This is a genomic window from Pseudomonas sp. HP_12 (assembly GCF_055283955.1).
The window spans coordinates 42,504-55,896 of the sequence record NZ_JBTOQG010000034.1 but is presented as its reverse complement, the minus strand read 5'-3'; the positions used below and the strand labels follow the sequence as shown (position 1 = coordinate 55,896).

The 13,393-nt window shown below is 60.9% G+C and carries 9 protein-coding genes; 7 read left to right on the top strand and 2 right to left on the bottom strand.

From position 1 onward, the window contains the following. The first annotated feature begins 91 nt into the window (after positions 1-91). The 6 genes from ACYASU_RS18850 to ACYASU_RS18825 all read left to right on the top strand — a co-directional run bounded on the left by ACYASU_RS18850 (position 92) and on the right by ACYASU_RS18825 (position 7,125). Positions 92-1,471, top strand: a complete 1,380-nt coding sequence (locus tag ACYASU_RS18850; RefSeq protein ID WP_192170677.1) for an OprD family outer membrane porin — start codon at positions 92-94, stop codon at positions 1,469-1,471. A gap of 95 nt (positions 1,472-1,566) precedes the next feature. Beyond that, the gene (locus ACYASU_RS18845; protein WP_463583690.1) at positions 1,567-3,174 is read left to right on the top strand and encodes an ABC transporter substrate-binding protein; all 1,608 of its coding nucleotides are present in this window, start codon (positions 1,567-1,569) and stop codon (positions 3,172-3,174) included. A 64-nt stretch (positions 3,175-3,238) separates the two neighbouring features. Next, positions 3,239-4,249, top strand: coding sequence for an ABC transporter permease subunit (locus ACYASU_RS18840; protein WP_037012635.1), 1,011 nt, complete (start codon positions 3,239-3,241; stop codon positions 4,247-4,249). Positions 4,250-4,260: 11 nt separating this feature from the next. Continuing rightward, the gene (locus tag ACYASU_RS18835; protein WP_192170675.1) at positions 4,261-5,172 is read left to right on the top strand and encodes an ABC transporter permease subunit; all 912 of its coding nucleotides are present in this window, start codon (positions 4,261-4,263) and stop codon (positions 5,170-5,172) included. A gap of 10 nt (positions 5,173-5,182) precedes the next feature. Beyond that, positions 5,183-6,151, top strand: a complete 969-nt coding sequence (locus ACYASU_RS18830; protein ID WP_065990186.1) for an ABC transporter ATP-binding protein — start codon at positions 5,183-5,185, stop codon at positions 6,149-6,151. Then, positions 6,151-7,125, top strand: a complete 975-nt coding sequence (locus ACYASU_RS18825; protein WP_108120822.1) for a peptide ABC transporter ATP-binding protein — start codon at positions 6,151-6,153, stop codon at positions 7,123-7,125. Before ACYASU_RS18830 ends, ACYASU_RS18825 begins: the two co-directional genes overlap by 1 nt. Before the next feature lie 144 nt (positions 7,126-7,269). On the opposite strand, the gene ACYASU_RS18820 is transcribed toward ACYASU_RS18825, so the two are convergent. Together ACYASU_RS18820 and ACYASU_RS18815 are read right to left on the bottom strand one after the other, a co-directional pair. Next, entirely contained in the window at positions 7,270-9,822 is a 2,553-nt protein-coding gene (locus ACYASU_RS18820; protein ID WP_463583814.1) for a PepSY domain-containing protein, read from the bottom strand. Positions 9,823-10,267: 445 nt separating this feature from the next. Continuing rightward, a complete protein-coding gene (locus tag ACYASU_RS18815; protein WP_463583689.1) occupies positions 10,268-12,517 on the bottom strand; it encodes a TonB-dependent receptor in 2,250 nt (749 codons plus the stop codon). 195 nt (positions 12,518-12,712) lie between these two features. Here ACYASU_RS18815 and ACYASU_RS18810 point away from each other — a divergent pair, with 195 nt between their 5' ends. Continuing rightward, on the top strand, positions 12,713-13,393 hold the full coding sequence (locus ACYASU_RS18810) for a Fe2+-dependent dioxygenase (protein ID WP_463583688.1): 681 nt from the start codon (positions 12,713-12,715) through the stop codon (positions 13,391-13,393).

The window sequence follows — 13,393 nt, the reverse complement described above, 5'->3', positions numbered from 1 at the left end:
GGCAGGAAAATGGCCATGAGGCCGCACCACCGAGCGGGCTACACCATAAAAAGCCCGCCTCTAAAAAAGCAGCAATCGGGAGCTTCAAAACGTGAAAAAAGCCAGCACCGCTGTATTCGCCTTATCCGTCCTCGCCCTCAGCGTCGCGGCCCAGGCAGAGCCGACCAGTCAGGAATTCGTTCCGACCACACTGGCCACCAGCAACCTCCAGGGCGAAGCCAAGGGATTCCTGGAAGACTCGAAACTGACCGGTTCGACCAAGAACTGGTACGCCAACGAACTGTTGCGTCGTGGTGGCGAGTTCCGTCGCAGCGAGAACGGCGTCGTCGTCGACAGCGACCCGCGCCGGATCAACTGGGTTCAGGGCACCATCGTTGACTACAGCTCGGGCTTCACCCAGGGCACTGTCGGCTTCGCCACGCAAATGGCGGTCTACAACGCCGTTGCGCTGGACCGTGACAAAGACGACCTGATGGGCGGCGCCAACCGTACGCTGACCGAGAACAACGGCGACCCTGTTGGACAGTGGAGCAAGTTGGGCCTGGGCAACATCAAGGCGCGCGTTTCCAACACGACCCTGACCGCCGGCCGTCAGTCGATGAACACCCCGGTGCTGGCTTACATCGGCAACCGTGCGCTGCCTTCGAGCTTCGAAGGTGTGAGCATTCTGAGCGAAGAGTTCAACAACATCTCGATCCAGGCCGGCAGCTTCGACCGCGTGTCGCCACGTACCGAGCAGAGCCTGACCAAGTTCCGTTCCGAGTACACCAACAACACCGCCACCGCCGATCGCGTTGACATGGCGGGCGTGGATTACAAACCGTTCAAGAGCCTGACCACCAGCTTCTACGCCTCCAACGTCGAAGACTTCTGGCATCAGTACTACTTCGCTTTCACCCACGAACTGGGTGACCCTGATGTACTGGGCCTGAGCACCAACCTGAACTACTACAAGACCAAGGATTCCGGTCAGAAAAAGATGGGCGAGATCGACAACGACACGTACAGCCTGTCGTTGACCGCCACTCACAAGGCGCACAGCTTCAGCGTTGCGTACCAGGAAGTCGAAGGCGACACCTACTTCGACTACGTCCACGACACCAACGCCATCTTCCTGGCCAACTCCCTGCTCTCGGACTTCAACGGCCCGAACGAGAAGTCGGTTCAGCTGAGCTACCTGCTGAACATGGCCGACTACGGCGTGCCAGGCCTGAAGTTCAACATCTATCAGGCGCGCGGTTTCGACATCGACGGTACCCATTACAAAGGCACCGCTTACGATGTCCGCGGCATGGACGGCGAAACTCACTACGAATACGGTGTTGGCTCGTCGTACACCCTGCAGTCCGGCCCACTCAAGGCCTCGACCATGCGTGCGACCTACACCACTCACCGCGCGAGCGCCAACCAGGCTGACGGCAACATCAACGAGTTCCGTCTGGTGACCACGATTCCATTCAACATTATGTAATCAGCACGATCGATCGGGCCTCAAGGTGCGGTTTACCGAACTTCGTGGCCCGATACCGACTCACTTATGGCTTCATCACTTGCGGAGTGCGTTACTTGAAATCGACATTCAAACTCGCAACATTGCGCAGCGCGATCGCACTGGCGGTATTCAGCGTCGCGGTCGGCGTATCGGCCAAGCCTCTGGTGGTCTGCACCGAAGCCAGCCCGGAAGGTTTCGACACGGCGCTCTACACCACGGCCGTGACCGCCGATGCGTCGGCGGAAACCATTTACAACCGTCTGGTGGATTTCAAGCCAGGCACCACGGAAATCGTCCCGGCATTGGCCGACACGTGGGAGATCAGCGATGACGGCCTGACCTACACGTTTCACCTGCGCAAGGGCGTCAAGTTTCACACCACCGACTACTTCAAACCGACCCGCGACATGAACGCCGATGACGTGGTCTGGAGCTTCCAGCGTCAACTGGACCCCAACCATCCGTGGCACAAACAGTCGCAGGTCGGCTACCCGTACTTCGAGAGCATGGGTTTCAAAGAGCTGCTGAAGAACGTCGAGAAAGTGGACGACAGCACCGTCAAGTTCACCCTGACCCGCCGCGAAGCGCCGTTCCTGGCTGACGTCGCCATGGCCTTTGCTTCGGTGTACTCGGCGGAATACGCCGATCAGCTGCTCAAAGCGAACAAGACCGACAACCTCAACAGCCAGCCCATCGGCACCGGTCCGTTCATCTTCCAGCGCTATGCCAAGGATGCTCAGGTTCGCTTCAAGGCCAACCCGGATTATTTCCGTGGCAAGCCGCCAGCTGACACCCTGATCTTCGCCATCGCCACCGACAACAACGTGCGCCTGCAGAAGCTCAAGGCAAATGAGTGCCAGATCGCCCTGTATCCTAAGCCGGACGACATCCCGAGCATCAAGAAAGACACCAACCTCAAGGTTGATGAGCTGAACGCGATGACCACCGCGTACATCGCCATGAACACCACGCACAAATACATGAGCGACGTGCGCGTGCGTAAAGCGATCGAGATCGCGTTTGATAAAGAAGCCTACGTCAACGCGCTGTTCGGCAAAGGCAACGCCACCGTCGCCGTGAACCCGTATCCGGACACGCTGCTGGGCTACAACAAAGACCTGAAAAACCCTGCCCACGATCTGGACAAGGCTCGCGCCCTGCTCAAGGAAGCGGATGTTCCGGAAGGCACCGTGCTGACCCTGTTCACGCGCAACGGCGGCGGTCCGACCAACCCGAACCCAATGCTCGGCGCACAAATGATGCAGGCCGACCTGGCCAAAGTCGGCATTAAGTTAGATATACGCGTCATGGAATGGGGCGAAATGCTCAAACGTGCCAAAAACGGCGAACACGACATGGTGTCGGCCGGCTGGGCAGGTGACAATGGCGACCCTGATAACTTCCTGACCCCGAACCTCAGTTGCGAGGCCGCCAAAAACGGCGAAAACTACGCGCGCTGGTGTAATCAGAAGTTCCAGACGTTGATCGATCAGGCACGGGAAAAAACCGACCCGGCCGAACGCGCTTCGCTCTACGAGCAGGCTCAGGCGATCTTCAATCAGGACCTGCCGTGGATCAGCATGGCCCACACCAAAATGTTCACTGCAATGCGCAATAACGTGGAGGGTTACCACATCAGCCCTCTCACCACTAATAACTTCGCTACCACCCAAGTGAAGTAGAAGAAGAATCCGGCGGGCTCTGCTACCCAGAGACCCGCCGGTACCTGATGAGGTACACGAGAAGATGTTTAGTTTTATCGCTCGCCGAGTGGGGTTGCTCATACCCACCTTCTTCGGCATCACCTTGCTGACCTTCGCCCTGATTCGCCTGATTCCTGGCGACCCTGTCGAAGTCATGATGGGTGAACGCCGGGTCGATCCGGAAATGCACGCCCAAGCCATGGAACGTCTTGGCCTGAACAAACCCCTTTATGCGCAATACATCGATTACGTCGGCAAGCTCGCCCATGGCGACCTGGGCGAATCGCTGCGTACGCGCACGAGCGTGTGGTCCGAATTCACTTCGCTGTTCCCGGCAACACTGGAACTGTCGATTGCGGCGCTGATCTTCGCAGGCATTCTCGGTCTGCTGGCCGGTGTCATTGCGGCACTGAAGCGAGGGTCCCTGTTCGACCATGGGGTCATGGGTATCTCCCTGGCGGGGTACTCGATGCCGATCTTCTGGTGGGGCCTGATCCTCATCATGTTCTTCTCGGTATCGCTGGGCTGGACCCCGGTATCGGGCCGTATCGACCTTCTGTACGACATTCCCCCCAGAACCGGTTTCATGCTGATCGACACCCTGCTCAGCGACGAAGAAGGTTCATTCATGGACGCTCTGCGTCACCTGATTCTGCCGGCCATCGTGCTGGGCACCATTCCGCTGGCGGTCATCGCCCGGATGACGCGCTCCTCGATGCTCGAAGTCTTGCGTGAAGACTACGTGCGCACTGCGCGCGCCAAGGGTCTGTCGCCGGCTCGCGTGGTGTTCGTTCACGGCCTGCGCAACGCGCTGATCCCGGTGCTGACCGTATTCGGTCTGCAAGTGGGCACGCTGCTGGCCGGTGCGGTGCTGACCGAAACGATCTTCTCCTGGCCGGGCATCGGCAAGTGGCTGATCGAAGCCATCGGCGCCCGTGACTACCCTGTCGTGCAAAACGGCATCCTGCTAATCGCCTGCCTGGTGATTCTGGTCAACTTCGTGGTGGACATCCTCTACGGCTTTGCCAACCCACGCATTCGTCATCAGCGCTGAGATCCCTTTTTATGAGCACACCTACTCCCGTAGCAGCAGTCGATCAAAGCCTGCTCTACCCGTCCGTTTACAAAGAGTTCTGGCAGCACTTTTCCAAGAACAAAGGCGCCGTCGCCGGTCTGGTGTTCATGCTGGTGATCGTGTTCTGCGCCCTGTTCGCGCCGTGGGTTGCCCCCCATGACCCGAGCGAGCAATACCGCGATTTCCTGCTGACCCCGCCGGTCTGGCTGGAAGGCGGCCAATGGCAGTTCCTGCTGGGGACCGATGAACTGGGCCGCGACCTGCTGTCGCGTCTGATCCAGGGTTCGCGCCTGTCGCTGCTGATCGGTCTGTCGTCGGTGGTGATGTCGCTGATTCCGGGGATTCTCATGGGTCTGCTGGCCGGTTTCTTCCCGAAAATCCTCGGCCCGACCATCATGCGTCTGATGGACATCATGCTGGCGCTGCCATCGCTGCTGCTGGCTGTGGCCATCGTCGCGATCCTCGGCCCTGGCCTGATCAACACCGTCATCGCCATTGCCATCGTTTCGCTGCCGTCCTACGTACGTCTGACCCGTGCAGCCGTCATGGGCGAGCTGAACCGTGACTACGTGACCGCCGCGCGTCTGGCCGGCGCAACGCTGCCGCGCCTGATGTTCATCACCGTGCTGCCCAACTGCATGGCGCCGCTGATCGTTCAGGCCACTTTGAGTTTCTCCTCGGCGATCCTCGACGCTGCGGCGCTGGGCTTCCTGGGTCTGGGTGTACAACCGCCGACGCCAGAGTGGGGCACCATGCTCGCTTCGGCCCGCGACTACATCGAACGCGCCTGGTGGGTGGTAAGCCTCCCGGGTCTGACCATTTTGCTCAGCGTGCTGGCAATCAACCTGATGGGCGACGGTCTGCGCGATGCGCTGGACCCGAAACTCAAGAACGCCGCCTGAGGACGTCCGAATGTCTCTTTTAAACATCAAGAACCTCAACGTGCGCTTTGGCGATGCCACGGCCACCCCGGTGGTCGACGGCCTGGATCTGGCCGTCGACAAGGGCGAAGTACTGGCAATCGTGGGCGAATCGGGTTCGGGTAAATCCGTGACCATGATGGCGCTCATGGGCCTGATCGAGCACCCCGGCATCGTCACCGCCGACGCCCTGGTCTTCGACGGCAAGGACATGCTCACACTCAATGCCCGCCAGCGTCGCAAGATCGTCGGCAAAGACATGTCGATGGTCTTCCAGGACCCGATGACCGCGCTGAACCCGAGCTACACCGTGGGCTTCCAGATCAAGGAAGTGCTCAAGCAGCATTTGGGTCTGTCGGGGCGTGCGGCCCATCAGCGCGCACTGGAGCTGTTGCAGAAGGTGGAAATCCCGGGCGCCGCACAGCGTCTGGACGCCTACCCGCACCAACTGTCGGGCGGCATGAGCCAGCGTGTTGCGATCGCCATGGCCATCGCCGGCGAGCCGAAGCTGCTGATCGCCGACGAACCGACCACCGCGCTGGACGTGACCATTCAGGCGCAGATCATGGACCTGCTACTGGCCCTGCAAAAAGAGCAGGACATGGCGCTGGTGCTCATTACGCACGACCTCGCCGTGGTAGCTGAAACCGCTCAGCGGGTTTGCGTGATGTATGCCGGTCAAGCCGTGGAAGTGGGTCAGGTGCCGGGGCTGTTCGACGTCCCTGCGCACCCGTACAGCGAAGCACTGCTGGCGGCGATTCCCGAGCACAGCATGGGCGCCGCGCGCCTGTCGACGCTGCCCGGTATTGTCCCGGGTCGCTACGACCGTCCAAGTGGCTGCCTGCTCTCGCCGCGCTGCCCTTACGTCCAGGACAAATGCCGCCAGCAACGCCCGGGCCTAGACCCGAAAGCCCATAGCCTGGCGCGTTGCTTCTTTCCGCTGAATCAGGAGGTGGCGTGATGAGCGAAATCGTACTGACCGCTCGTGACCTTACTCGTCACTACGATGTGTCCCGTGGGCTGTTCAAGCCCCATGCAACCGTGCGCGCGCTCAACGGCGTGTCGTTCGAACTCGAAGCCGGCAAGACCCTGGCGGTGGTCGGCGAGTCCGGCTGCGGCAAGTCGACACTGGCCCGCGCGCTGACGCTGATCGAAGAGCCCTCTTCGGGTTCGCTGAAAATCGCCGGCCAGGAAGTCACCGGCGCGACCAAGGCGCAGCGCAAACAGCTGCGCAAAGACGTGCAGATGGTGTTCCAGAGCCCGTATGCATCGCTCAATCCGCGGCAGAAAGTCGGTGATCAACTGGGCGAGCCGCTGCTGATCAACACCAGTCTTTCCGCCGCCGAACGCCGCGAGAAAGTGCAGGCGATGATGGCTCAGGTCGGTCTGCGTCCCGAGCACTATCAGCGCTACCCGCACATGTTCTCCGGCGGTCAGCGTCAACGTATCGCGCTGGCGCGGGCGATGATGCTGCAGCCTAAAGTGCTGGTGGCGGACGAACCGACTTCCGCGCTCGACGTGTCGATTCAGGCCCAGGTGCTGAACCTGTTCATGGATCTGCAGCAAGAGTTCAACACCGGTTACGTGTTCATCTCCCACAACCTGGCGGTGGTGCGTCACGTCGCCGACACGGTGTTGGTGATGTACCTCGGTCGCCCGGCCGAGATGGGTCCCAAGGACGAGATCTATAACCGTCCACTGCACCCGTACACCCAGGCGCTGCTGTCTGCGACGCCGACGATCCACCCGGACCCGTCGAAGCCGAAGATCAAAATCGTCGGCGAGCTGCCCAACCCGCTGAACCCGCCGTCAGGCTGCGCGTTCCACAAGCGCTGCCCGTACGCGACCGAGCGTTGCGCCGTCGAAGTGCCGGAGCTGCGTTGGGTCGACAACCGTCAGGTTGCCTGCCATTACGCGGAACAGTTTGTGGCGTGATGGTTTAGTCATAAAAAAGGCCGTTGCGTGTGAGCGCAACGGCCTTTTTTTGTGGCTGGCGTAGGACCGGCTTTAGCCGGGAATTGCTTTTAGTAGGACCGGCTTTAGCCGGGAATGACTCGACAGGCTCACAAGCAGATCCGATCAATACACATCCCGCCGATACCGCCCCTGCTCGATCAACTCCCGCACCGCGTCCTCACCCAGCAGAGCGTTCAACGTTTCATCCACGCCAGCCGCCATGCCTTCCAAACTGCCGCAGATGTAAATCACAGCGCCCTCGGCCAGCCAGCGCCGCAGCTCATCAGCCGCCTCACGCAGCCGATGCTGCACATAGATTTTTTCAGCCTGATCCCGGGAAAACGCCAGGTCCATACGCGCCAGATCGCCACTCGCCAGCCAGCCGTTAAGTTCGTACGCGCAGTGGAAATCGTGCGCCCTGTTTCGCTCGCCAAACAGCAGCCAGTTGCGTTGCTCACCCGAAACGACGCGCGCCTTGAGCAAGCTGCGCAGGCCTGCCAGTCCGGTGCCGTTACCAATCAGAATCATCGGCGCAGGCTCGGCAGGCAGATGGAAACCGCTGTTACGACGCATCCGCACGCTGACAGCGCCGCCCACGGCGACATGCTCGGTCAACCAGCCCGAACACAGCCCAAGGCTGCCATCGGGGTGCAGTTCCTGACGCACGACCAGCTGCAACAGACCGTCCTCGGGAATCGAGGCGATCGAATACTCGCGCATGGCCAACGGCACCAGTGCATCGACCAACGCCTGGGCGTGCAAGCCCACTAGATGACTGCGGTTGATCGGCAGCTGTCGCGAGCACAAGGCCTGGCCGAGGGTTTCGCTCAAGCCGTCGACGGTGACCTGGGTGTCAGCAGCGATGCCCAACCCGGACAGGAACTGCTCGACCGCTGACGCCGGGTTACGCGGCAATATCTCAACCAGATCGCCGGCCTCCCAATCAGCCGCCGACTCACACGTCAGTCCCAGCAAGAACACTTTCGAACCCACGCTTCCGGGGTTCAGCCATTCCCGAGCCACCAGCGTCCAGTTCCGATACTCCGGCGCTTGCCAGACGGTCGTCGGCGTCGAGCCCGTCAGCTGGCCCAACTGCTGTTGCCAGTGTTGCAGCGCTGCACCGTCGCCGCTGTCCACTTCAACCGGCGCAAACAGCGTGCGTCCGCCGCGTTCGGCCAGCCAGCCGTGCAGCCGCTGAGCGAAACCGCAGAACTGTTGATACTGGCGATCGCCAAGCCCAAGCACCGCGTAGTTGAGATTGTCCAGCGCCAGCGGCCGGCCCAGCACCTTGCGCTCGAAGCCACGGGCGCTGTCCGGTGCCTCGCCGTCGCCGAAGGTGCTGACCACGAACAGTGCGTTGCGGCTCTGGTGCAGGTCCTGCTCGGTGATGTCGGCCAGCCGCTGCACCTTCACCGGCACCCCGGCGGTTTGCAGCTGGCCAGCCGTCTGCCAGGCGAGTTGCTCGGCGAACCCGCTCTGGCTGGCAAAGCCGATCAGCCACGCCGCGCCCTGCTCGCCCATCGTCGTCGACACTTCACCGCGCGCATTGCGGATCTCGCGCTTCTTGCGTCGGCGGTCGAGGTAGAGCAGCCAGCCGGTGATGAAAAACAGCGGCATCAACAACGCGGCCACGGTCACCACGATGCGCCCGACCAGGCCGAAGTAGCTGCCGGTGTGCAGGGCGTAGTTGCTGATTAACAGCTGCGCGCCGAGGCTTTTCTCTGTGTAACGCGACACCGCCTTGAGGGAGCCATCGGCCGGGTCGAGGCTGATCTGGTTCAAGGCACGAGGGTGCGGCGCTGTTTTGAGGAGGTAAAACACCGTCGCCATCTGGCCCGGTGCCTGGGGCATGCGCAGGTTGTAGGTCTTGAGGTCCGGGCCGGCAGCGCTCTGGATGGTCTGCCAGATGGCGTCATAATCCGGGGCCGAAGCCGTGAGTTCCTTGGGCGCCTCTTTCACGACCGGGCCAGGACGCGGGCCGCCGCCACGGCGCTGTTCGCCCGCCACGGGAGGATCGCCAATCAGCTTGGTCATGCCGTTGCTGAACCAGTCGTAAGACCACATCAGCCCGGTGATCGCCAGCAGCAAATAGATGATCAGGCACCAGGTGCCGAACACCGAATGCAGGTCCCAATTGAAACTGCGTCCCTTCTTCGCCCAGTCCATGGTGAGCCAGACGCGCCAGTTCAGCGGCTTGCGCGGCCAGCGCAGATACAGCCCGGACAGACAGAAGAACACGAGGATCAGTGTGCACGCCGCGGTGACTTGCTTGCCGTACTCCCCCGCGGCGAGGAACCGGTGCAGGTTGAGGATGAAGCCGAAGAAATCCTGGCCTACAGCGTCCTCGGTGAACGCGCCGGTGTAGGGGTTGAAGTTGTGCATCTCGCCGCGACGCTGTCCTGGCGGGGGTTTGAACCAGACCTGAGCGACCTTGTCGCCGTCGACGTCAATGCGGAACATCGCCGCCGTGTCGTTGCCCTGGGCTTCGACCTTGCTGACCATTTCCGCCAGTGACAGTTGACGACCCTGGGGCTGCACGAACAAAACATCGGGGTTGAGCACGTCGAGTATTTCGTCCTCGAAGGAATACAGCGCGCCGGTGATCCCCATCAGGGCGAGCACCAGACCGGCCGTGATTCCAAAGAACCAGTGCACTTGAAACAGGACTTTCTTCAACACCCTCGACACCTCACTCACCCGCTACGGCGCGCATTATGCGCACAAACGGCATACATTCTCATCTGTGGCTGATTCTTGATGCAAAACCTGGGGGACCGGGCTTGCCCTGCCACCCCGCGCTCACCCGGCCAACATAAATCCTGTAGGAGTGAGCTTGCTCGCGAAGAGGCCGGCACATCCGCTGGATACCCAGCGGTAGATAGTCCGCCTTTGCGAGCAAGCTCGCACACAGGTCCAGCGCGGTGATAGCCCGGACATTCCATCCCACGATCGCCCGGCCAACATAAATCCTGTAGGAGTGAGCTTGCTCGCGAAGAGGCCGGCACAGTCGCTGAAATCTTAAGCGACTGAACTCAGGTCTTCGCGAGCAAGCTCGCTCCCACGAGACAGTGGACTGACTCGATATTTCGGATCGTTCGCCGGACTTGTGGGAGTGACCGGATCAGAAGTGGAAGCTGGCACTCATCAACGCGGTACGCCCGGCTGCCATGTGGGCGTAGTGGGTGGTGAATACCTGGTCGTAATAACGCTTGTCGGTCAGGTTCTGCACGTTTAGTTGCAGGTCGACGTTCTTGGTCAGCTCGTACGTGGCCATGGCGTCGTAGCGCCAGTAGGAAGGCACTTCCACCGAGTTGGCTTCGTTGCCGAAACGGGAATCGACGAATGTCGCGCCGCCGCCCACGGTCAGCTTCGGCATCAGTTCGTAGGTCGACCAGAAATTGAAGCTGTTGCGCGGCGTGCTCGGCATGTGATTGCCCTCATCCGCCTTGCTGGTCGCACTGACGATCTCACTCTCCATGTAGGTGTAGCCGCCGTAGACTTTCCATTTGCCGGTGATGTTGCCGCTGTAGGTCAGCTCCAGACCATCGACACGCTGCTCGCCGTCCAGCACCTGGAACGTCGCGTTGTCAGGGTCAGTGACCCGCGCGTTGGTCTTCTCGGTGCGGAACAGCGCGGCGGTCAGCGACAGGTTATCGTCGAAGAAATCCCACTTGGTGCCCAGTTCATAATTGCGGTTCTTTTCCGGATCAAGGTTGGCGTTGTTCGCCGCAATTTCCAGACCGCCATTGCCGCTGGTCTCACCCGACGGGTTGCTGGACGTCGACCAAGCCGCGTAGACGCTGCCGTTCGGCAGTGGCTTGTAGGTCACGCCGACCTGGTAATTCCACAGTTGGCTGGTGTTCTCGCGTTTGAAGCTGCCCGCCACCGAGCCCCGGCCACCGGTGCTGTAACCACTGGAGCGCACGTCGTAATCGTCATAACGCAGGCCGAGGTTCAACGACCACTGCTCGTTGAATTTCAGCGTGTCGAACACATACGCAGCACTGGTTTTGGTGTCGGTATCGGTGTACGCCTGGCTGTCGGTGATGGTGCCGTTCCAGTCGTCTTTCGGTGATGGGTTGGACAGGCTGGTGCAGTCGCCGGACGCCAAGAGCGCTGCGTTACACGTCGAGCCGATGGTCCCGCCACTGGCACTGAGCACGTTGTAGCCACGGTTGTGGGTGTCCTGATACGAAAACTCGAGGCCGGTCACCAAGCTGTGCTGAATGAAACCGGTGTCGAATTTCGCTTGCAGGTCGGTCTGGTTGACGAAGCCGCTGGAGGTGGAATTGCGGCTCTTAGCCGAGCGCGAGACGAGGCCTCTGGCAACGTTGCCGCGGCTGTCGTCCGGGTTAGTGACGATGTAGTCCAGCGTCGAGCGCGACATGCGGAAGCTGTTGGAGATCGTGAGGTTGTCGTTGAGGTCGTGTTCGAGGCGGATCGTGCCGCTGTCGTTGACGCTCTTGCGGTAATCGCGGTCGGTCAGGCCGTAGAAGTTGTTTTCGTTGACGTGGGCCGGCTTGTCCACCACGTACTTGCTGCGGCCGGTGGTGTTGGTCAGCGGGATGCCGTAGTCGGGCATGTCGTCGGTGGACAGGTGGTAATAGTCGACCTTGACCCGCGTGTCGGTGCCCAGACCGAACGCGAACGAAGGCGCAACACCCCAACGGCTGTTGTCGACATCATTGCGGCCGGCGACGTTGGAATCATGCTTCATCAGGTTCAGGCGGAAGGCCGAGGTGTCGGTCATCTGCTTGTTGACGTCCAGGGTGTAGCGCTGGGTCTGGTCCGAACCGAAGGTGTAGCCGCCGTTGAAGGCATCGCCCAGATGAGCGCCCTTGGTGATGAGGTTCAGGCTGCCACCCGTGGAGCCTGCGCCGGTGAACGCCGAGCCCGGGCCTTTGCTGACCTCGACTGATTCGACGTTGAAAATCTCCCGGCTCTGCGCCGCTACGTCGCGCATGCCGTCGACGAATACGTCGCTCTCTGCGTTGAAGCCGCGAATGATCGGGCGATCCGCATTCGGGTTGCCGCCCTCGCCCGCACCAAAGGTAATGCCGGGGGTGGTGCGCAATGCGTCAGCCAGGCTCGTTGCTGCGGTATCGCGGATGACTTGCTGCGGGATCACCGTGACGCTCTTCGGCGTTTCGCGCAGGGGTGCGGTGTACTTTTTCGAGGCCGATTCTTCGGTCTTGTAAGCCGTGTCGGCGCGCTCGCCGTCAATATTGGTGGCCCCGAGATTCAGAGCATCCGATGCAGGTTCCGCAGCCTGCGCCATATGGGCGGCTGACATCGCCGCAAGGGCGACGCCCACGGCGCTGACAATGGAACGCTGCGAATGGGCGGTAACCGGTTGTGCTTGGCGCGACATTTTCCTTCCCCAAGGAAACAATAAGGCGGCGGAATATAGTTGAGACTGCTTCGCATTCGCAGAAAACTTACATTCTTTACACTTTCCCATTACTCAATTTTCACATCTGCCCATTCACGCGCGCGGGTGACGTTTTACACGATCAATAAGAATCACTATCATCCGCCGCTTCATTCTTCTCGCAGGTCGCGATTCATGCTCCTACATATCCCCGGTCTGTTTTCACCCGAGGAGGTGCGTCGCATCCGACACGCGCTGGAGGAAACCCAATGGGCGGACGGCAAGATCACCGCCGGGCACCAGTCGGCGAAAGCCAAGCACAACCTGCAGTTGCCGGAGGGCCATCCACTTGCCGTGGAGATTGGCGCGGCGATGCTTGAACGCCTCTGGCAGAACCCGCTGTTCATGTCCGCCGCCCTGCCCCACAAAGTCTTCCCGCCATTGGTGAATTGCTACACCGGCGGCGGCAGTTTCGATTTCCACATCGACAACGCCGTGCGTCAGGCCAAGGGCAGCACTGAGCGTGTGCGCACGGATTTGTCATCGACGCTGTTCTTCAGCGATCCCGATGATTACGACGGCGGCGAGCTGGTGATTCAGGACACCTTCGGCACCCGTCAGGTCAAGCTGCCGGCGGGTGACCTGCTGCTTTATCCGGCCAGCAGTCTGCACAAAGTCAATGCTGTGACGCGGGGCTCGCGGTACGCCTCGTTCTTCTGGACCCAGAGCCTGGTGCGGGACGATGGCCACCGCACGCTGCTGTTCGAAATGGACGCAGCCATTCAGCAATTGAGCCGCGACGTGCCCGATCATCCTTCACTGCTGCAACTCACCGGCACCTATCACAACCTGCTGCGGCAGTGGGTCGAGGTCTGA